Annotated in this window: 22 protein-coding genes, 2 tRNA genes and 1 other RNA gene; 13 read left to right on the forward strand and 12 right to left on the reverse strand. The window is 72.6% G+C overall.

The window, feature by feature from the left end:
• The first annotated feature begins 107 nt into the window (after positions 1–107).
• The gene (locus J4709_RS27645; RefSeq protein ID WP_208244721.1) at positions 108–854 is read left to right on the forward strand and encodes a C39 family peptidase; all 747 of its coding nucleotides are present in this window, start codon (positions 108–110) and stop codon (positions 852–854) included.
• Positions 855–1,048: 194 nt separating this feature from the next.
• Here J4709_RS27645 and J4709_RS27650 read toward each other — a convergent pair whose 3' ends face one another.
• Positions 1,049–2,053 (reverse strand): DUF6183 family protein, encoded by a 1,005-nt coding sequence (locus tag J4709_RS27650; protein ID WP_208244722.1) that lies wholly within the window; start codon positions 2,051–2,053, stop codon positions 1,049–1,051.
• A 193-nt stretch (positions 2,054–2,246) separates the two neighbouring features.
• Between J4709_RS27650 and J4709_RS27655 the strand changes: the two genes are divergently transcribed.
• Complete coding sequence (locus J4709_RS27655; RefSeq protein ID WP_208244723.1) at positions 2,247–2,621, forward strand: cupin domain-containing protein; 375 nt, start codon at positions 2,247–2,249, stop codon at positions 2,619–2,621.
• 135 nt (positions 2,622–2,756) lie between these two features.
• Here J4709_RS27655 and J4709_RS27660 read toward each other — a convergent pair.
• From J4709_RS27660 to J4709_RS27670, 3 genes are all read right to left on the reverse strand, one after another.
• Positions 2,757–2,844 (reverse strand) — tRNA-Ser (locus tag J4709_RS27660).
• Between the two features lie 10 nt (positions 2,845–2,854).
• A complete protein-coding gene (gene tadA / locus J4709_RS27665; RefSeq protein WP_208244809.1) occupies positions 2,855–3,292 on the reverse strand; it encodes a tRNA adenosine(34) deaminase TadA in 438 nt (145 codons plus the stop codon).
• Positions 3,293–3,317: 25 nt separating this feature from the next.
• A complete protein-coding gene (locus tag J4709_RS27670) occupies positions 3,318–3,755 on the reverse strand; it encodes a tRNA adenosine deaminase-associated protein (protein ID WP_208244724.1) in 438 nt (145 codons plus the stop codon).
• Positions 3,756–3,916: 161 nt separating this feature from the next.
• Here J4709_RS27670 and J4709_RS27675 point away from each other — a divergent pair, with 161 nt between their 5' ends.
• Positions 3,917–5,215 carry an alkaline phosphatase family protein gene (locus J4709_RS27675; RefSeq protein WP_208244725.1) on the forward strand — a complete coding sequence of 433 codons (1,299 nt, stop codon included), beginning with the start codon at positions 3,917–3,919 and terminating at the stop codon, positions 5,213–5,215.
• A 189-nt stretch (positions 5,216–5,404) separates the two neighbouring features.
• Here the strand turns inward: J4709_RS27675 and J4709_RS27680 are convergent, their stop codons facing one another.
• Together J4709_RS27680 and J4709_RS53665 are read right to left on the reverse strand one after the other, a co-directional pair.
• Entirely contained in the window at positions 5,405–5,884 is a 480-nt protein-coding gene (locus J4709_RS27680; RefSeq protein WP_208244726.1) for a tRNA adenosine deaminase-associated protein, read from the reverse strand.
• A gap of 187 nt (positions 5,885–6,071) precedes the next feature.
• On the reverse strand, positions 6,072–6,443 hold the full coding sequence (locus tag J4709_RS53665) for a hypothetical protein (protein WP_232384134.1): 372 nt from the start codon (positions 6,441–6,443) through the stop codon (positions 6,072–6,074).
• An 84-nt stretch (positions 6,444–6,527) separates the two neighbouring features.
• On the opposite strand from J4709_RS53665, the gene upp reads away from it, so the two are divergent.
• From upp to J4709_RS27720, 7 genes are all read left to right on the forward strand, one after another.
• A complete protein-coding gene (gene upp, locus J4709_RS27690; RefSeq protein WP_208244727.1) occupies positions 6,528–7,166 on the forward strand; it encodes a uracil phosphoribosyltransferase in 639 nt (212 codons plus the stop codon).
• 184 nt (positions 7,167–7,350) lie between these two features.
• Positions 7,351–7,611, forward strand: a complete 261-nt coding sequence (locus J4709_RS27695) for a hypothetical protein (protein ID WP_173097715.1) — start codon at positions 7,351–7,353, stop codon at positions 7,609–7,611.
• Positions 7,612–7,762: 151 nt separating this feature from the next.
• Entirely contained in the window at positions 7,763–8,293 is a 531-nt protein-coding gene (locus J4709_RS27700) for a PH domain-containing protein (protein ID WP_151540952.1), read from the forward strand.
• 32 nt (positions 8,294–8,325) lie between these two features.
• A complete protein-coding gene (locus tag J4709_RS27705; protein ID WP_307801604.1) occupies positions 8,326–8,838 on the forward strand; it encodes an HAD domain-containing protein in 513 nt (170 codons plus the stop codon).
• A gap of 184 nt (positions 8,839–9,022) precedes the next feature.
• On the forward strand, positions 9,023–10,489 hold the full coding sequence (locus tag J4709_RS27710; RefSeq protein ID WP_208244728.1) for a helix-turn-helix domain-containing protein: 1,467 nt from the start codon (positions 9,023–9,025) through the stop codon (positions 10,487–10,489).
• Positions 10,490–10,618: 129 nt separating this feature from the next.
• Complete coding sequence (locus J4709_RS27715; RefSeq protein ID WP_208244729.1) at positions 10,619–11,347, forward strand: FadR/GntR family transcriptional regulator; 729 nt, start codon at positions 10,619–10,621, stop codon at positions 11,345–11,347.
• 137 nt (positions 11,348–11,484) lie between these two features.
• Positions 11,485–12,777 (forward strand): CynX/NimT family MFS transporter, encoded by a 1,293-nt coding sequence (locus tag J4709_RS27720; protein WP_208244730.1) that lies wholly within the window; start codon positions 11,485–11,487, stop codon positions 12,775–12,777.
• 15 nt (positions 12,778–12,792) lie between these two features.
• Here the strand turns inward: J4709_RS27720 and J4709_RS27725 are convergent, their stop codons facing one another.
• Entirely contained in the window at positions 12,793–13,104 is a 312-nt protein-coding gene (locus tag J4709_RS27725; RefSeq protein ID WP_208244731.1) for a type II toxin-antitoxin system VapB family antitoxin, read from the reverse strand.
• Positions 13,105–13,176: 72 nt separating this feature from the next.
• Positions 13,177–13,965, reverse strand: a complete 789-nt coding sequence (locus J4709_RS27730) for a helix-turn-helix transcriptional regulator (protein WP_208244732.1) — start codon at positions 13,963–13,965, stop codon at positions 13,177–13,179.
• Positions 13,966–14,093: 128 nt separating this feature from the next.
• On the opposite strand from J4709_RS27730, the gene J4709_RS27735 reads away from it, so the two are divergent.
• On the forward strand, positions 14,094–14,285 hold the full coding sequence (locus J4709_RS27735) for a DUF1059 domain-containing protein (RefSeq protein ID WP_208244733.1): 192 nt from the start codon (positions 14,094–14,096) through the stop codon (positions 14,283–14,285).
• An 81-nt stretch (positions 14,286–14,366) separates the two neighbouring features.
• Here J4709_RS27735 and J4709_RS27740 read toward each other — a convergent pair whose 3' ends face one another.
• From J4709_RS27740 to J4709_RS27750, 3 genes are all read right to left on the reverse strand, one after another.
• Positions 14,367–15,116 carry an SDR family NAD(P)-dependent oxidoreductase gene (locus J4709_RS27740; protein WP_208244734.1) on the reverse strand — a complete coding sequence of 250 codons (750 nt, stop codon included), beginning with the start codon at positions 15,114–15,116 and terminating at the stop codon, positions 14,367–14,369.
• 182 nt (positions 15,117–15,298) lie between these two features.
• Positions 15,299–15,386, reverse strand: a tRNA-Ser gene (locus J4709_RS27745).
• A gap of 10 nt (positions 15,387–15,396) precedes the next feature.
• Positions 15,397–15,741, reverse strand: a complete 345-nt coding sequence (locus J4709_RS27750; protein WP_208244735.1) for a DUF952 domain-containing protein — start codon at positions 15,739–15,741, stop codon at positions 15,397–15,399.
• A gap of 58 nt (positions 15,742–15,799) precedes the next feature.
• Here J4709_RS27750 and ffs point away from each other — a divergent pair.
• Together ffs and J4709_RS27760 are read left to right on the forward strand one after the other, a co-directional pair.
• Positions 15,800–15,895, forward strand: an RNA gene (gene ffs / locus J4709_RS27755) — signal recognition particle sRNA small type.
• A 57-nt stretch (positions 15,896–15,952) separates the two neighbouring features.
• Complete coding sequence (locus J4709_RS27760; RefSeq protein WP_208244736.1) at positions 15,953–18,481, forward strand: DNA polymerase III subunit gamma and tau; 2,529 nt, start codon at positions 15,953–15,955, stop codon at positions 18,479–18,481.
• A 76-nt stretch (positions 18,482–18,557) separates the two neighbouring features.
• On the opposite strand, the gene hemC is transcribed toward J4709_RS27760, so the two are convergent.
• On the reverse strand, positions 18,558–19,508 hold the full coding sequence (gene hemC, locus J4709_RS27765; protein ID WP_208244737.1) for a hydroxymethylbilane synthase: 951 nt from the start codon (positions 19,506–19,508) through the stop codon (positions 18,558–18,560).
• Positions 19,509–19,681 lie beyond the last annotated feature (173 nt).

Raw genomic sequence — 19,681 nt, forward strand, 5'->3', positions numbered from 1 at the left:
GCCCGCCGCGAAGATCGGACGATCCTCCGAAACCCTCGGCGATCTTGGTGCGTCTCAGGAGGCAGCCGAGTCACCTCGGTAGCCCCCCGACCACAAGGAGTATCCAGGTGCCCGTTTCCCGCTGGATCGCCGGAGGCATCGCCGCCGTCACCGCCACCGCCGCCGTCGCGACCGGGATCGTCGTCTCGACGGCCGGCGACCGGGACGGCGGCCGGGCCGGTGTCGCCGGAGCCGCCCAGGCCCTGCCCACCCGGCCCGCCGCCATCCCGCAGGGCATGCCCTACGAGCCCGCGCCCGCACCCGCGAGCCGGCCCACCCTGCACCAGGCCGCGATCTCGCCCGGGTCGTACACCGTGAAGATCACCGGGCAGTACCAGAGCCGGAACAACTGGTGCGTGCCGACGTCGAGCTCGATCAGCCTGCGGACCCTCGGCATCAAGGTGAGCCAGACGACGCTCGCCAAGAAGATGAAGACCGCGGGCCCCGGCACCACGGCCAGGCAGGCGCTCCCGGTGCTCAACGCCTACGCCAAGCCCAAGCACCTCGCCTACCGGACAGGCGACGACATCAGCACCGGCACCAAACTGCTGGCCAAGGTCAGGTACGACGCGGGCGTGCTGCACCGGGCCACGGTCCTCGGCGTATGGGCCGACGATCTGCCCTGGAACGCCAAGCAGGGCTTCCCCAACCACACCGGGCACGCGATCGTCGTGTACGGCTACAACGCATCCAAGAAGACCATCGCCGTCTGGGACCCGTGGAAGGCGACCGGCGGCAGGCACACCATCAGCGCCGCCAAGCTCTCCGCCGTCTCCCAGAAGGGCGGGATGTTCGTCATCAACCGCACCCTCTGACCAGGCCGAACCGGGATGAGAGAAGCGCTGAGGACGGACCATGGGTCCCGCCCTCAGCGCATCCGGCCGGATCTTGTGCAGCCCGGTGGAGCAGACCACCAGGGATGCGGCGAACGTCGCCGGCGTCTCGGCCGCACGTCTTCGGAGACTTGCGGCCGACACGCACCGCTGAGACCTGGTACGGAACGCCTGAACTAATCGAAGTCCTGGCCGTCGAGCACCCAGGTCAGTCCGCTAAGCGGGTCCTCGATGGCCAGATGGATGAACCAGATCTCGTCGTCGGGTCGGCGCCAGGCCACGCAGCGCAGGCGGGCGACCACGCCCGCCAGGGCTCCGATGTCGACGGGTTCGGCGAGGCCGCCGATGCGAGCCAGGAGGCGCCAGACCGCAATGCGCCCGCGCGCCTCCGACCACTGTCCGTAGGCCGCGTTGCCTCCGGCCACGGCGAGCAGAGCCGGATACGCGTCGACGAAGTCGATCGGGGCGCCGTACTGATCAGCGGGCGATCCGGGAGCGGCGGCCATCACACGTGCCGCCGCTTCCCAGGCAGTGCCGTGCACGGTGATCGGTCCCTCGATCCAGTGGGAGTCCAGAATCCCCGCGACAGGCTCTGCCCGAAGCGGGGTGTCACCCGCGCTCACGATCGGCACGGTCAACTCCTGGGCATCGTCGGGGAAGTACGCCATCGTCCCGCCGCCGGAACCGCGCCATGAGAAGTCGCGCATGTGCTGGTCGGGTCGCCAGCATGCACGTTCCCACGGCTGCAGCGCGAACGGCACCCCGGCGAACACAGCGGTGTCGAGGCCGGCCACGCCGGACAGGTCCGCGCCGCGCAGGACCTGCGAGTGCGCGACCAGATGACGCAGTCCACGGTGGGTCAGGTGCTCATCGAGTTCGTCCCACCGCCTCATGGCCAGCGCCTCATGAAGATCCCGGGCTTCCCTGCGGCTCTCCTCGTACTCGCGGGTCACGATGTGCACGGCGTGCCGCGGAGTGCCGCGCTCGGCCATGAGGCGGCCGATCCAGGTCAAGGTGTAGCGCAGGTCGTAATCTCCTTGGACCTCCTCTTGAGACGCGGGCGGGTCCGTGCGGCCGTGTGCGTCATCGAGCCGGTCGTACAGGGCTCGGAGATCGTCCCAGCGCCGTCCATCGGCCAAGCGGTCGATGAGCCTGAAAAGTTCGTCGAGTTCACTATCCATAGGTCACAGTTCCCTGTTGACGGACACTTGGCAGGGGTACGGACGTTGCAGCCGCCGCAGCGAGCAGACCAGTACAAAGCGATGCTGAAGTCTGCCACTGGCCGGCGAACAGGTGACCGTGGCGTTCGGTGTTCGCCCCTCGTGGACCTGAGGCGGGACCGGTCCGGCCGGCCACTCCGGGCATGATGGGGCCATGGAGCATCAAACGCCCCTTGGACCCGGTGACGCTCAGGCGCCGATGAGCCGAGAGATTCTGCTCGATGAAGTGGTGGACCCGGTCAAGGCGACGGCCCGTATCCAGATCCGCCGCATCCGGATCGCCCCTGGCCATCCCGCCGGTCGGCACATTCACAACGGGCCCGTGTTCGGCAGCATCGAATCCGGCTCGGCCGTCTACCAGATCGCAGGCCAGGAGCCCTCGGTGCTTCGTCCCGGGGACGTTTTCCACGAACCCGGGGGCGCGGTGATCGAAAAGTTCGACGCCACCGAGGAAGGCGTCACCTTCCTGGGCTACTTCCCGCTGGCCGCCGGCGAGGAGCCGGCGATCGAACCGCCCGCCGACTCCTGACAAGGCCGGGACACGCCGCTCAGGCAACGTTCGCCCTGTTCGACGACGGTCCCTTGACGTGGCACGAGAAAGCACCGAGGGCGGGACCGCCGGTCCCGCCCTCTAGGTGTTCGGCCAGGTGAACGGCCGTTCGGCTGGCGGTGGTGGTGGGATTCGAACCCACGGAAGCTTGCACTTCACACGCTTTCGAGGCGTGCGCCCTCGTCCACTAGGCGACACCACCGCGGGGAAGCCTACCGGACTCTGCGGCGTACGAAGAACTCGGAGAGCAGCGCGCCGCACTCCGCCGCGAGCACGCCCGCGAGCACCTCGGGCCGGTGGTTGAGGCGGCGGTCCCGGACGACGTCCCACAGCGACCCGACCGCGCCCGCCTTCGCGTCGACCGCCCCGTACACGACCCGGTCCACCCGCGCCTGGACGGACGCCCCGGCGCACATCGTGCACGGCTCCAGCGTCACGACCAGCGTGCAGCCGGACAGCCGCCACTCCCCCCGCGCGCGGGCGGCCGCGCGCATCGCGACGATCTCGGCGTGCCCGGTCGGGTCGGTGCTGCGCTCCCGGTCGTTGCGGCCGGTCCCGATCACCGCGCCGGAGCCGTCCAGGACCACGGCGCCGACGGGGATCTCGCCGTCGCGGCCGGCGGCGCGCGCCTCGTCCAGCGCCAGCCGCATCGCCGCGCCGAACTCCTCGTCCAGGTCAGTCACGGAGGCGGTCGAACTCCTCGCCGAAACCGGCGCGCTCCGCGACCGTCAGCAGCGCGTCGCCGGGCAGCGCGCGCTCGCCGAGGTCGCTGAGCTGGTCGGGGCCGACGCCGAGGTCGGCCAGCAGAGCGGGGTCGCCGCCGGAGTCGCCGTCGGGGACCTCCCCGACGAGCTGGTGGAACAGCGCGGCGAGGCCGTCCTCCCGGACGGTCGACACGTACGCGCGGGGCTCGCCGTCGCCGTCCAGCCGGACGACCGCGAACCAGTCGTCGTCCTGCTCGACGAGCAGGACGACCGGGTCCCCGTAGGACTCGACGGCGGCCTCCCGCATCAGGTCGGCGACGTCGTCGACGTGCTCGGCCTCGGCGAGCACGGCCTCGGCCCCGACCCAGCCCTGCGGGCTCTGCGCGAACACGGCTGCGAAGTACGGCACACGCACATTGTGACCCACGGGGTTGCCGCGGTCACACCCTCCGCGCGCTTTCGGTCATGAGGATACTTCGGGTTTTGTCCCATGGTGGTCGGGTGCGGTTCTTCCCCTGGTGACCCGATGATCGTGATACTTCTCACCGGCCACGCGGCGGGAGGAGAACCATGGGCAAGGACGAACTGACGCGGCGCGGGTTCCTCGCGGGGACGGCGGGCGCCGCCGCGCTCATCGCGGCCAGCGGTGCCGGCGGGACGGCGGCGGACGCGGCGGCGACCGTCCGCGCCCCCGTCTCGGCCCTCCCCGAACCCGGCGACTCCGGCATCGACCACATCGTCGTCGTGATGATGGAGAACCGGTCGTTCGACCACTACATGGGCTGGGTGCCCGGCGCCGACGGCAAGCAGGCCGGCCTCACCTTCACCGACGCGCAGGGCGCCGCGCACGACACCCACCACCTCACGGTGCCCTACGGCTGCGGCTTCAACGACCCCGACCACTCCTACGAGGGCGGACGCACCGAGTACAACGGCGGCGCCTGCGACGGATGGCTGCGCGCGGGCGACAACGACGTCTTCTCCATCGGCTACTTCAAGGGGCCCGACCTCGGCTTCCACGGCCGCGCCGCCCTCGACTGGACGCTCTGCGACCGCTACTTCGCCGCCGTCATGTCATCGACGTTCCCGAACCGGATCTTCCAGCACGCCGGGCAGACCGACCGGATCTCCAACACCTTCACCTTCTCCGAGCTCACCACGATCTGGGACCGGTTGAAGGAGAAGAAGATCCCCGCGCACTACTACTTCAGCGACGTGCCGTTCACCGCGCTGTGGGGCCTCAAGCAGCTCGACATCAGCCGCCACATCAACTACTTCTACGACGACGCCAGGAAGGGCAACCTGCCGGCCGTCAGCTTCGTCGAGCCCGGCTTCGTCGGCGAGGCGCTGCCCGGCCTGTCCGAGGACGAGCACCCGCTCGCCGACATCCGGTTCGGCCAGAGCTTCCTGAACAAGGTCTACACGGCGATCATCGACTCGCCGAACTGGGCCCGCACCCTGCTGGTGATCAACTACGACGAGTGGGGCGGGTTCTTCGACCACGTCGCGCCGCCCGCCGGCCCCGACCCGCGCCCCGACCTCGGCACCGGCCTGCGCGGCTTCCGCGTCCCCTGCCTGCTGATCTCACCGCGCGCCCGGCGCGGCGCCGTCGCCCACGAGGTGTACGACCACACGTCCGTGCTCAAGGCGATCGAGTGGCGCTGGGGCCTCGAACCGCTGTCGGTGCGGGACGCGGGGGCCCGCAACATCGCCGAGGTCCTCGACTTCGACAGCGCACCGAAGCTGAAGGCGCCGCACTACGACGTCCCGCGCCCGCTCACCCTCGGCTGCATCGACCCGCAGCACACCCACGCCGGCGACGACTGGGCCCAACTCAACGCCTACGCCCTAACTCACGGCTTCAGATAACCCCAGGCCCCCGACGCCGCCATGCTCGAACCCCAGCCACCGCCCACGGGCAGGCACGCGGAGCGAGCGCTAGCGAGCGCAGCGGGCCTGCCCGACGACGGACGGGCCGTTTCGCGCGGAGCGCTAGCGGAGCGCGAAACGATCCGTCCGTCGCAACGGGGGTTCCAGGGGGTCGCCCCCCTGGGAAAGTCAAGAGTCCAGGGCGCGTTCGAAGGCGGGGGCGAAGCCGACGCGGCCCGCGATGCTGAGCAGCATCTCGTCCGGGTAGAGCTCCAGGTCGCCGGAGATCGCGCCGAGCTCCATCTCGTCCAGCCCGAGGTCGGCGAAGATCGACATGTCGCCGACGGGGAGCACCTGGTCGAGTTCCTCGTCGTCGGGGATCGGGATGTCCAGGTACTCCAGCACCTGCCCGGCGAGCGGCCAGTCCACCGAGGCGGTGACGTCCGACAGGAACACCATCACCTCGTCGCCGAGCAGCCGGATCGCCACGAAGAAGTCGTCGCCCACCGACACGAGCCCGACCGTCCCGCCCAGGCTCGGCTGCTGCCGCAGGGCATGGATCAGCCCGGCGAGATCCTCGGTCAGCGCCACCGGGAGGATCTCGGCCTCCCAGCGGTCGTCCTCGCGGTACACCACGACGGCGAAGTCCGTCGCGTCCACATCCGTCATTTCCACCCCACCGGCGCCGTTCCTGCCTGGGCATGGTCGCAGATGCGGCGCGCGCTCGCGTGCCCGACCGCTGAACTGGGCGCCGCACCGCCGCGTGAAGCGGGGAGTCAGCACCGCATTCCGGCGGCAACGGCACAACCTACCCGGTCCCCGCCGGCGCCCTGGGGAGGGGCCGGCGCCCGGGCGGTCAGTTGATGCGGAAGGTGCGGCGCCGCAGCGCCGCGTGGATCCGGGCGCGCCGCGACCTGTGCGGTGTCACCCGGCGGCGCAGTTCGCGCGCCTCCGCCAGCTCCCGCAGGAAGATCGCGCGGCGGCGCAGCCGCTCGCGGACCTGCTCCGGCGAGACGTCGCCCGCGCCCGCGCGGTAGCGGTCCGCTGTGACATCGCTCACCGCCTCGTCGACGTCCGCGGATTCGGCGGGGAACGGGACGGGTTCGGGCGGGGGGACGAGGGAGTCGGGGGCCGGGGGCGCGCCCTCCGCGGCGCCGGGGCCCGGCCCGGGCGGATCGGGCGCGGGCTCGCGCGCCCGATCCGGCCGCCGATCACTTTCGCTGCTCATAAGCCCATGGTGCCCAGCTCAGCGGCGTCCTATCCAAATCGCCGGCCCGGCCGCCGCGGGCGGGCGTTGGGCTACGGTGTGCGCATGCAGACCCTCGCCGTCGACCATCCGCTCGTCGCGCACAAGCTCACCACGCTGCGGGACGTCCGCACCGACTCCCCCACGTTCCGCCGCCTGGCGGACGAGCTCGTCACGCTGCTGGCCTACGAGGCCACCCGCGACGTCCGGGTCGCCCCGGTCACCGTGCGCACCCCGCTGGTGGAGACCGACGGCGTCCAGCTCGCCAGTCCGAAGCCGCTCGTGGTGCCGATCCTGCGGGCCGGGCTCGGCATGCTGGACGGGATGACCCGGCTGCTGCCGACGGCCGAGGTCGGCTTCCTCGGCATGATCCGCGACGAGGGCACCCTGCAGGCCCAGACGTACGCGACCCGTCTCCCCGACGACCTGTCCGGGCGGCAGTGCTACGTCCTGGACCCGATGCTCGCGACCGGCGGGACCCTCGCCGCCGCGATCAAGCTGCTGTTCGACCGCGGCGCCGACGACGTCACGGCGATCTGCCTGCTCGCCGCGCCGGAGGGCCTGAAGTACCTGGAGGACGCGTTCGCCGGGACGGCTGCGCCGATCCGGGTCGTCACCGCGGCGATCGACGCGCACCTCAACGAGCAGGGCTTCATCCTGCCGGGGCTCGGTGACGCCGGCGACCGGCTCTACGGCGTCGTCTGAGGGGCCGATTCCCCTGCGGGGGCGCTGTGGGGCGTGATCCGGATGCGCGGCGTGCTCCAGATGTTCGTTCCTGGTGGCAAGGGGTACGAACGCGCTACGGAACGTCAGTGCGCGTTCCCCTCCGCCGCCCCGGCACAGGGGACCTTCACGGACCGGGCGGCGCGAGCGAGGCCTAGGAGTCGCGATGACTCACCAAGGGGATGGCGACCTGCCGCGCTACGCCGCGATCGGCGAGCGGCTCGGCGAGGAGTTCGAAGGGGTGCACCAGGCCGACACCGTGGAACGGTGCGTGTCCGCCGCGCGGCACGGCGCGGACGAGGTGTGCGGGGGAGCGACCCCGGACCTCGTGGAGCGGATCGCGCGCCGGCACCTGGAGGTGCTCGCCACGGTGGCGGCGGAGAAGCGGCGCCAGGCGCGGCGCTCGTCTCTCGACAACGCGCCATAGCCCTTGCTTTGCCGGGGGTTGCGGCTGTGCGAGACTGAACCGGGGTCCGTGGGTCGACGCTCCGGGAGGCAGCCGTGCCCGCAAGCATGCAGATGACGAGGGCCGCAGCGGCCCCGCCGGGTGGGCGCCGCCGCTCCGGCCCGAGGCCGCGATGAGGCTGGTGACCCCGGGGGACTCGGCCCCGGCCTCGGTGAACAAGTACCTCCTCCCGCACGAGAACCAGGTGATCACGGTGCGCCGGCATCCGGCGGTGCTGATGGTCCCGGTCGGGCTCGTCCTCGGCGGCCTGATCGTCGCGGGCGTGCTGAGCAACACCGTCGCCAGCCAGGCGGGCACGGTGATCAGCTGGATCTGGTGGGCGTGGCTGATCCTGCTCGCCTGGTTCGTCTGGCGGGTCGCCGAATGGTCGGTCGACTACTTCGTGATCACCAACCAGCGGATGCTGCTGACCACCGGCCTGATCACCCGCAAGGTCGCGATGATGCCGCTGGCGAAGGTCACCGACATGAGCTTCAAGCGGACGATCGCGGGCCGGATGCTCGGCTACGGCGAGTTCGTGCTGGAGTCGGCGGGCCAGGAGCAGGCGCTGTCGAACGTGCCGTACCTGCCGTATCCGGAGCAGCTCTACCTCGAGGTCTGCGAAATGATCTTCCCGAACAAGAACGCCACCGCCGACGACTGACCCGGCGGCGTTCCGGGCGCTACGGTGCGGGCGTGGCCGGTTCCGCGCAGCGCCCGCTGCTGTTCCTCGATGTCGACGGTCCGCTCATTCCGTTCGGCTCGCCGGACCCGTACCCCCTTTATGGACCGGATCGTCCAGAAGACCCCACTTCCCATCCGCTGCTGCCCCGTCTGGACCCGGCGCACGGCCCCCGCCTGATGTCACTGCCCTGCGAGATGGTGTGGGCGACGACATGGGCCGCCGACGCGAACGAATGCATCGCGCCGCGGCTGGGCCTGCCGGACCTGGCGGTCGTCCCATGGCCCGAGCCGTCCGCCGACGACGAGCGGGACGAGCGCGCCGGCCTGCACTGGAAGACGCGGACGCTGGTCGGATGGGCCGCGGGACGTCCCTTCGCATGGGTCGACGACGAGATCTCCGATGCGGATCGCGGCTGGGTGGCCGCCCATCATGGGGGGCGGGCGCTGCTGCATCGCGTCGACGCGCGGTCGGGGCTGGGCGACGCGGATTACCGCGTGCTGGCCGCGTGGCTGCGTTCGGCGTAGTGGTGGTGGGGGAGCAATCTCGGCGGAATCGGCGATCTTGCGGGGATCGTCGGATAACGTCGGAGTGGACAGGTGCCGCGACGGTCGGGGGGTCCCGCTTCGTTACTCTCGATGTGCGATAACCCGCAATGTGCAATCATGTCGGCACCCCAGCCGCCTGATTACTTCCGCTAAGTGAGTCCACATGCCGGGTCCAGGCAATGTCGGCGAACGTGTCCGCAACCTGCGGCTCACCAGACGCCTGTCGCAGGCACAGCTCGCCGGTCACGACCTTTCCGACAGCTACATCTCATTGATCGAGTCCGGGAAGCGGACTCCGACGCCGACCGTCCTGCGCATGCTGGCGGAACGGCTCGGCTGCACGCCCGAGTACCTCGCCGAGGGCGTCGAGCCGGAGCAGCGCGCGCACCTGGAGGTGCGGGAGCGCCATGCGCACCTCGCGCTGCTGGGGGGCGACCCGGGCACCGCCGAGTCCGGCTTCGACGAGGTGATCGCGCGCAGCGACGATCCCGACCTGACGTCCCGCGCCCGCTGGGGCCGCGCCCGCGCCCTGGAGGAGCTCGGCCGCGCCGACCAGGCGATCGCGCTGTTCGAGGAGCTGCGCGAGCAGGCCGAGCGCGATCCGGGGCGGGCGAGCTGGCTGCCGCCGGTGATCGCGCTGGCGCGCTGCTACCACACGGTCGGCGACCTCGGGCAGGCGATCGCGCTCGGTGAGCGCGCGATGGACCGGCTCGGCAAGCTCGGGCTGGCCGCGGGGCAGGAGTACACCGAGGCGGGCAGGATCCTGCTGCTGGCCTATATAGACCGTTCCGACCCGGCGCGTGCGCACGAGCTCGGCAGGCGGCTCCTGCATCCGGAGGGTTCGGGGCAGGACGAGTCCACGAGCGTCCACTACCAGCGGGCGAGCATGCGAGCGCTGGAGGAGGGGACGATCGGCGACTCGCTGTACTTCGCCGACCAGGCCCTCGCCGCCCGCACCGACGCGACGCCCGTGCGGGCGCAGGCGCGTCTCGCCCTCGCCGCCGCCAAGGCGCTGCTACGAGGCGTCATGCCGTTCTCCGAGCCCGCGCCGGCCACGATGGCGGACGTCGTCTCGCCCGGCGAAGGCGTGCCCGGCATCGAGAAGCCCCGTGCGGAAGGTTCGCGCGAGGCCGCGCAGGAGGCGCTCGCACTGCTGGACGGGACGGACGCGCTCGAAGGCGCCGAGGCGACGGAGAGCACCATCGCCAAGGCGCGCGCGCTGGTCCTCGTGGGGGAGCTGGAAGAGGCGATCGCCGAACTGGAGCAGTTCCTCCAGACCGGGATGGCCCTTGCGGCGCCCGAGCAGGGACGTACCCTCACACCGCATCCCGGCAACGACCTGGCCGCGCGCACACAGAAGACCGTGCTGGCGCGCCTCGTCCTGGCCCGGGCGAGGGTGGCGCAGGGCGACCGCGCGGCCGCCAAGGTCGTGCTGCGCGCGGCGTCCGAGCAGCTGAGGACGCTGCCGGCCGGGCGCCCCGCCGCGCATCTGCTGCGCGAGCTGGGCGAGCTGTTCGAGCTGGTCCAGGACGTGGAGGCGGCCGCCGCCGCGTACCGGCAGGCGCTGGAGGCCGCGGGGCTGCACGCCGCGCCGTCCCAGGAGGCCAACCACGACCTCGGACGGGTCTGAACGCGCGGACTGCGTGCGAGATCACGGCGCCGCGGAATAAAAGCGGCGATGCGCCTGTCGTATCCTGGTGACGGAAACATGGGATGACTGGCTGACCGGATGTCGGCGTCCCGAGGTCGAGGAGGGACCATGACGTTGCGCACCGCCCGTCGCTCGTCGCTCGTCGACCAGGTGATCGAGCAGCTCAGGGGCGAGATCACCGGCGGCACCTGGCCGGTCGGCGGGAAGATCCCGCCGGAGCCGGTGCTGTCGGAGACGCTCGGCGTCGGCCGCAACACCGTCCGCGAGGCCGTCCGCGCCCTCACCCACGCGGGCCTGCTCGACAGCCGCCAGGGCGACGGCACCTACGTGCGGGCCACCAGCGAGCTGTCCAGCGCCGTCGCGCGCCGCCTGGAGCGCGCCGAGCTCGTCGAGATCCTCGAGGTGCGGCGCGGCCTGGAGGTGGAGGCGGCCCGGCTCGCCGCCGCGCGCCGCTCCGACGCCGACATCGCCGCGATCACCGAGGCACTCGGCCGCCGGGACGCGGCGTGGGCCGCGGGCGAGCACGCCGCGTTCGTGGAGGCCGACCTGGCGTTCCACACCGCCGTCGTGGAGGCGACCCACAACCAGGTCCTCACCGACCTCTACCGCGACTTCAGCACGGCGCTTCGGGCCAGCATCGGCGCGGCGGGCACCCTCCTGGAGCACGCGGACGTCCCGCACGGCCCCATCGCCGCCGCGGTGCAGGCGGGCGACGCGACCGCCGCCGCGCAGGCCACGCACGCCTGCCTGGACCAGATCCTCGCCTCCACCGGCCCGTGGAAGTCCGCGCCGCCGGCCTCGGAGGTCCCCGAGGCGCCGGAGGAGCGCGAGCCCTAGCGGCGGCATGCGTCCGGCATCACGCGGTTCTCCCCCGCGTCCCCATCAACGATCATCGGCGTGACCTGGCCCTCCGTGCCGCCGCGCCCTGCCCGAAACCGGTTCGACCGCGCCCGCGGGCGCATGACGAAGGCGACATGAACACCTCGGCAACGACCCCCGTCCCCCGTGCCCTGACCGCCTGGTCGCTCATCGGCCTGGTGCTGCTGACGATCAACCTGCGGGCCGCCATCACCGGGATCTCCCCGGTGCTCGGCGACCTGCGGGACGCGTTCGGCCTGTCCGGGGTCGAGGTCGGCGTCCTCACCACCCTCCCCGTCCTCTGCCTGGGCGTCTTCGCGTCGATGGCGCCGCTGGCCGCGCGCAGGCTCGGCACCGAGACCGCCATCGCCGGATCCCTCCTGCTGATCACCGCCGGGATCCTGCTGCGCGTCGTCGCGTCGCCGCTGCCGCTGTTCGCCGGCACCGTCCTGGCCGGCGCGGGCATCGCGATGGGCAACGTCCTCATGCCCGCGGTCATCAAGCGCGCGTTCCCGCGCCGCGTCGGGTCGCTGACCGGCCTCGCGATGATGCTGATGGCCGCCAGCGGCGCCATCGCCGCCGGGCTCGCCGTCCCGCTGAACGACGCGGGCGGCTGGCGGCTCGCCCTCGCCGTCTGGGCCGTCCCGTCGCTGATCGCGGCGCTCGCCTGGGGCCCGCTCGCGCTCCGCGGCCGCCGCTCCCCCGAGCCCGCGGCCGCCCCCGCCTCGGTGCCCGCCTCCGTTCCGGCCGCGCCGGAGGGGTCGCTGCTGCGCTCGCCCGTCGCCTGGTACGTCGCGGTGTTCATGGGCCTGGCGTCGCTGATGTTCTACGTGCTGATGTCGTGGCTGCCGGAGATCATGCAGGACGCCGGGTACGCGCCCGCCACCGCCGGGATGATGGTGTCCGCGATGATGGTCGTCGGCATCCCGCTCGGCTTCCTCGTGCCCGTGCTCGCCGCCCGGCTGCGCGACCAGCGCGTCGTCGTCGCCGGCGTCGTGCTCACCATGGTCGTCGGCATCGGCGGCCTGATGTTCGCGCCCGCCGCCGGCTGGGCGTGGACGGCCGTGCTCGGCATCGGCACCGGCAGCGCGTTCCCGCTCGCCTACACCCTGCTCAGCCTGCGCTCCCCGACGCCGTCCATCGCGGCGCGGCTGTCCGGCATGGCGCAGACCGGCGGGTATCTGCTCGCCGGGTTCGGGCCGCTCGCCATGGGCGTTCTGCACAGCGCGACGGGCGGCTGGCACGTCTCGCTGACGCTGCTGCTCGTCCTCGTGGTCCCGGAACTGGTCTTCGGGATGCTCGCCGCCCGGCCCGGCTTCGTCCGCCCGGTGGTGCGCTCCGGGGCGGCGGACGGCCGTCTCGTCGAGCCGAAGGGCCTGCCCGCGGCCGAGCCCGTCCGCACCTCGTAGCGGGGCGGGGCCCGGTCAGCCGATCATGTCGACGGCGTCCAGGTCCAGGACGCGGGCGTGCAGCACGAGCCGCTGGTGCAGCGCCGCCCGCAGCGCCCGGTGCAGGCCGTCCTCCAGGTACAGCTCGCCCTTCCACTGGACGACGTGGGGGAACAGGTCGCCGTAGAACGTGGAGTCCTTGGCCAGCAGCGACTGCAGGTCGAGCTCCCGCTTGGTGCTGACGAGCTGGTCGAGACGGACCTGGCGAGGGGGGATCTTGGCCCAGTCCCGGGACGACAGTCCGTGCTCGGGATAGGGCCTTCCCTCGCCCACCGCCTTGAAGATCACGCCCCGAGTCTACGTGCCCCGACTGACCCGGTCACCGCATTCCACCGATTGGTAAACCAGTTACACCGCAGCTCAGAGGCCCCGTGAGTAACCTCCGTCACCGGCCTGCGGCGCCCCGGGGCGGGCGCCCGGACGGCGGCCGTCGCCGGCGGACAGCCAGGTGACCGCCGCGTCCACGCGGCCGTGCACGCCGAGCTTCGGGTAGGCGTGCTCAAGGTGCTTCTCCACGGTCCGCGGGCTGATCGCCAGCCGCCGCGCGATCTGCCGGTCCGTGAGGCCCCGCGCCAGCAGGTCGAGGACCGCGGCCTCCCGCCGCGTCACCCGGTCCCGCGCGGGCGGGGCGAGCCGCCGCATCGCCCGCGCCAGCCGGGGCCGCAGCAGCTCGGCGGCGGCCCGGTCCGCGTCGCGGAAGTCGCCGCGCCGCCGGTTCACCGCCAGGCACACGCTGCGCGGCTCGTCCCCCGCCCATCCGGCCGGGAACGCCATCGCCAGCTGGTGCTCGGCGCCGAGCGGGCGGTACACGTCCGCGTAGGCGGCGAGCGCGTGGAACTCGGCGCGCGACTGCAGATCCGACCGGAGGACGGGCGTGCCGGGCCCGGTCGTCGTGTGGGCGACCAGCGGATCGGCGTCCCTGTCCCGTGCGAACGCGGCCAGCGCGTCCCGGGTCAGCAGCCCGCCCGGGACCGTGAGCGGCCCGCCGCCGTCGTACGGGCGCACCGACCACACGAGACTGTCGCCCGGCAGCACGTCGAGCAGCATCGGCAGCAGCGCCGGGAGCAGCGTCCGCTCGTCGCCGGCGTCGATCAGGAGATCGGCGACCGCCAGCGCCCGCCGCAGCCCGACCTCCGCGCAGCCGGTCATCCCTCCACTCTAAAATCCCTGGTCAGGTGGGACAAGGCGCCGATTCCAGGTCTTTGCCGGTACGGGATTTCCCGTATTCGCCCTGGGACGTCCGCCGTCCGACACTGGCAGGGAGGGGAGGTATCGACATGCGCAAGGTCGCCGACTGCAGGGACTACCCGAGCGAGATGAACTGCACGCTCACCATCGCCGGCGAGGAGCAGGAGGTGGTACGCGCGGCCGCCGAGCACGCGGTGTCCGTTCACGGGCACGCCGACAGCCCCGAACTGCGCGAGGAGATCCGCAAGGGACTGAAGGACGACGTGCCGCAGCACGCCTGAGAACCACGCTTGAGAACACGGCGTCCGGCGCGGCCCGGACGGACCCCGTCCCCGCCGCGTCCGGGCGCCGGTCGCTTGCTGTCAGCGCAGCTTGACGGCGCCGCCGTCAGCCATGACGGTCTGCCCGGTCATGTACTGCGCGTCGTCACAGGCCAGGAACGCGACGATCGGCGCGACGTCCCGCGCCGGGTCGCCGAACCGCCCCATCGGCACCTTCGCGGCCGACTGCGCGTACTGCTCCGGCCGCGCCTGCGCCCACTGCGCCACGCCGGGCGTCAACGCCATGGGGCAGACCACGTTCACCCGGATGCCGTACCTCGCCCACTCGTTCGCCGCGACCCGGCTCAGCCCGCGGATCGCCTCCTTCGCCGCGGCATAGGACGCCTGGTTCGGCTGGCCCTCCATCCCGGCCGCGGACCCGAAGTTCACGATCGACCCGCCGCCCGCCCTCTTCAGCTCCGGCAGCGCCGCCAGCATGAAGTTGCGCGTGGCGTACAGGCCGGTGTCCATCGCCAGCCGCCAGTCGTCGTCCGTCTGCTCCTCGATCGGCTTCTGCCGCGACGCGCTCGCATTGTTGATCAGCGTGTCGAGCCGTCCGAAGCGCTCCACGGCCGCGGCGACGGCGGCGTCCGCGACGGCCCGGTCCGAGACGTCCCCCTGCCGGAAGACGACCGCGTCACCCAGTTCCTTCGCCAGGGCGTCACCCGCGTCCCGCTGCAGATCCACCACGACGACCCGCGCGCCGCGCTCCACGAACAGCCGCGTCACCGCCCCGCCGATACCGGACGCGCCGCCGGTCACGACGGCCACCTTGCTCTCCAGGTTCCCCATGATCAGCCCCGTTCCCCGCCCGGCCGTGCGCCGGCGTCCCCCCACAGCTACCAGGCACGATGCGGCGTCCGGACGGCCGGTTCGACTCAGTGAGACCCCTCCGCGGGCGAGGGCGGCGGCACCGGGAAACGACGAAGGTCCCGGCCGCTGTGCGGTCGGGACCTTCGTTCGGCTCACGCCGGTGGCGGAGGATGCGAGATTCGAACTCGCGAGCGCTTGCACGCAACACGCTTTCCAAGCGTGCGCCCTAGGCCACTAGGCGAATCCTCCGCGGGAAAGCTTACCGGCTCTCCGGCAGTGACCTGACATCAATTACGGCGGAGACCGGGATCGGCCCGTACACGTGCGGGAAGACCTCGTCCCCCGCGGGCTCGTAGCGGACCGGCGCGTCCAGCCGCGCCACGTCGACGACCAGCAGCACCAGATCCGAGCGGGGGACGGCGCCGTAGAAGCGGCCGAGCACCCCGTCCACCTGCTCCAGGTCCGACGAGCAGTGGACGAAGCCCTCCTCGCCCAGCGTCCGCCCGAGCGTCGACATCGAGTACGACACACCCGAGTCCCGCGCGGATTCCCAGTGGCGGCGTTCGGCGATGTGCAGGAGCGTCTGCTGCGCGGCGTCGGTCATGGGCGGGAGAGTACGCCGCAACCGTGCCGAGCCTGGCCGCTGATGCCATAGACTCTGTGCAGACCCCTCGCACGGCGTCACCCTGTGAACCTCCCCAGGGCCGGAAGGCAGCAAGGATAAGCAGGCTCTGGCGGGTGTGCGGGGGGTCCCTTGCTTTCACCGCGCCACCGCGCCCGTGACGCTCTGCTTCTCGAGGGAGGGCGGACCCCCGATGAGTCTGGCTCTGTACCGCAAGTACCGGCCAGCGACCTTTGGCGAACTGAAGGGGCAGGAGCACGTCGCCGAGCCCCTCCAGCAGGCGCTGCGCAACGGCCGGATCAACCACGCGTACCTGTTCAGCGGCCCCCGCGGCTGCGGCAAGACCTCCAGCGCCCGCATCCTCGCCCGCTCCCTCAACTGCGAGCAGGGACCGACGCCCGACCCGTGCGGCAAGTGCGACTCCTGCGTCGCGCTCGGCCCGTCCGGCACCGGCCACATCGACGTCATCGAGATCGACGCCGCCTCGCACGGCGGCGTCGACGACGCCCGCGACCTGCGCGAACGCGCGTTCTTCGCGCCCGTGTCGGCGCGCTTCAAGGTGTACATCATCGACGAGGCGCACATGGTCACCCGCGAGGGCTTCAACGCGCTGCTGAAGCTCGTCGAGGAACCGCCGCCGCACCTGAAGTTCGTCTTCGCGACCACCGAGCCGGAGAAGGTCATCGGGACGATCCGGTCCCGCACACACCACTACCCGTTCCGGCTGATCCCGCCGGGCGTGCTGACGGAGCTCGTCGAGGAGATCCTCAAGTCGGAGGACGTCCCGTACGAGGCGTCCGCGCTGCCGCTCGCGGTGCGGGCCGGCGCCGGGTCCGCCCGCGACACCCTGTCGATCCTCGACCAGCTCCTCGCCGGGTCCGACGAGCAGGGCATCACCTACGCGCGGGCCGTCTCGCTGCTCGGCTACACCGACTCCACGCTGCTCGACGAGGTCATCGCCGCGTTCGCCGCCCGCGACGGGGCCGCCGTGTTCGCCGCGGTCGACCGGGTGATCGAGAGCGGCCAGGAACCCCGCCGGTTCACCGCGGACCTGCTGGAACGCGTCCGCGACCTGGTGATCCTGTCGAACGTCCCGGAGGCGGGCGGTTCGGGGCTGCTGAACGTCCCGCCGGACGAGCTGGAGCAGATGCGGCGGCAGGCGTCCTCGATGGGCCCGGGGGAGCTGACCCGGGCCGCGGACCTGCTGCACACCGGGCTCACGGAGATGCGCGGCGCCACGTCGCCGCGGCTGCTGCTGGAGCTGATCTGCGCCCGCATCCTGCTGCCCGCCGCGTACGAGGACGAGGCGTCGATGTTCGCGCGCCTCGACCGCCTCGAACGCCAGGCCGCCCAGATCCCGCAGGGCGGATTCGCGGCCGGGCCTGCCCCCGGCGACGGCATGGCACAAGCATTCGCGACCCAGGCCCCGAGCCCGGCTTCGGCCCCGGCCCCGGCCCCGGCCCCGGCCCCGGCCCCGGCCGCGGCTCCGGCCTCGTCCCCTGGATCGGCCTCAACCCCGGCCTCGTCCTCGGGCTCGGCGCCAACTCCGGCTCAGGCTCCGGCTCAGGCTCCGACCTCGGCTTCTGGGGCGGCGTCTTCCGAGTCCGGGGTGAGGCAGCCCCCGCCCGCCCAGGGGGGCGACCCCACTTCTAGTGTCAACTCCGGCCACGGTCCGGCGGAGGTGGAACGCGGTTCTGTGGATAACCGGCGCTCCGCCGGAACCGGAACCCCGTCGCGAAACCACGGCGCTTCGAGCGCCGCAGGTCAAGGCGCCGCAGGTCAAGGCCCCACTGGGCAGGGCGCCGGTGGGCAAGGCGCCGCAGGTCAAGGCGTCAGCGGGCAGGGCGTCAGCGGGCAGGGCCCCACTGGGCAAGGCGCCGGTGGGCAGGGCGCCGGTGGTGTGGACGTGGCGACGGTACAGCGGTACTGGCCGGACATCGTCGAGGCCGTCAAGCAGAAGAGCCGCGCGACCTGGATGGTCATCATGTCCGGCGTGCGGCCGGCGTCCCTGGAGGGGCGCGTGCTCACGCTCGCGTTCGACGCCGAGGGGAACCGCCTCGGGTTCGTCAACGGCAACCGCGACGTGATCCTCAGCGAGGTGCTGCGGGAGCGGATGGGCGTCGACTGGCGGATCGAGACGGTCTCCGGCGGCGCGGGCGGCGGACGCGGCCAGGGCGGTCCGGGGCCGAAGGCGGGCCCGGGCGGCGGACGGTCCGGCGCCGGCGGTGCAGGTGGCGGCGGGTTCGGATCCAACGGGCCCGGCGGTTCCGGCGGGTTCGGCTCCGCTCCGTCCGGTGGCTTCGGTTCGTCCTCCACGGGCGGCGCTCCGGCCGCCGGAGGGTTCGGGGCTTCCCCGCAAGGGAGCGGCTTCGGCGGCGGGACGGGCCAGAACGCGCAGGCGGGATCGCAGCAGGGTGGGACGAATCCGGTTCCGCGCCCCGCGTCCGGCGGGACCGGCGCGAACGGCGCGAATGGGGCCAACGGGGCGAGCCGGAGCAACGGGTTCGGCGCGGGCGCGGGCGCCGCCGGCGACCTGGGGCCGTTGCCGCCGCCTCCGGACGAGCCGCCCCCGCCCCCCGAGCCGTCTCCCATGGACGAGAGCGACGAGGTGGACCCGGAAGGGGACGCCGATGCCGACGGCACCGAGGCGGAGATGAGCGGTATGGCGCTCATCCAGCGCGAACTGGGCGGTCAGATCATCCGGGAGATCGACAACTCCTGAGGGGCCGGACGCCCGGGGCCGGGCAACGCGCCCGCAGCCCCGCGACGGACATCGCCCCCGCGGACGGTGTTCCCGGTCAGTGCGGGATGTCCGCGATCACGTCGCGGGCGCCCTTGCGCAGCAGATCAGCGGCCACGGACGCGCCGAGACCCTCGCCCTTCTCCGGCGGGGACGACTCCTGAGCGTGCACGAAGAGCGAACCGTCCTCCGTGAACACCATCCCGCGCAGGCTCAGCCGCCCATCGCGTTCGATCCGGGCGTGGCCGGCGATCGGGCTGTTGCAGTGCCCGTGGAGGCCGTGCAGCATCGCGCGTTCCGCGCTGACGCACCGCCGGGTCTCCGGGTGATCCAGCAGCCGCAGCAGTTCCACGACCTCGGTGTCCGCACGCCGGCAGTCCACCGCGAGTACCCCGGAGCCCACGGCGGGAAGGATGTCGAGGGCTTCGCCCGGCCGATCGATTCCCAGCCGCGTCAGGCCCGCCCTCGCCACCACGATGGCGTCGAGCTCCTCGCCCGCGTCGAGCCGCTCCAGCCGCGAGTCCACATTGCCGCGCAGGTACTCGATCCGCAGATCGGGCCGGATCCGTCTGAGCTGGGCGCGGCGCCGCACCGCCGACGTCCCCACCCGCGCCCCCGGCGGGAGATCGGCGAGGCTCTGGATCCCGCTCGACGCGGGGAACAGCATCACGTCGGCGACGTCGTCGCGCTCGACGTACGCGGCGAACACCAGCTCGTCCGGCCGGGGGACGTCGCCGGGCACGTCCTTGAGGCAGTGCACCGCGACATCGACGCGGCCCGTCAGCAGCGCCCGGTCGATCTCGCTCATGAACGCGCCCTTGCCGCCGAGTTCGCCGAGGTGCCCGCGGTGCCGGTCGCCGGCGGTCGAGATGCCGACCACGTCGACGGTCGCGTTCGCCGCCTCCCGCAGCCGGGCGGCCACTCCACGGGCCTGCACCATCGCCAGCGGCGAGGTCCGGGTGCCCAGCCGCAGCACCCCGCCCCCGCCGCCGCCCGCGTCGGCAGGCACCAGCGCCCCCGCTGCGGTGCCGTCCGCTGAGGCTTCCGCTTCGCCATCGCCCGGCATGTTGGTCCCTTCTGCCGCGTCCGCTGGGTTCCGCCGCGGCCGTCACGGCCGGCCGTCTCCCTCTCCGAAATTGAACCGTGCCGATTCCGCGGCCCAGCGGGGGCCTGGGGGTAGGC

The sequence above is a fragment of the Actinomadura violacea genome, assembly GCF_017573465.1.
GTDB classification, from domain to species: Bacteria; Actinomycetota; Actinomycetes; order Streptosporangiales; family Streptosporangiaceae; genus Spirillospora; species Spirillospora violacea.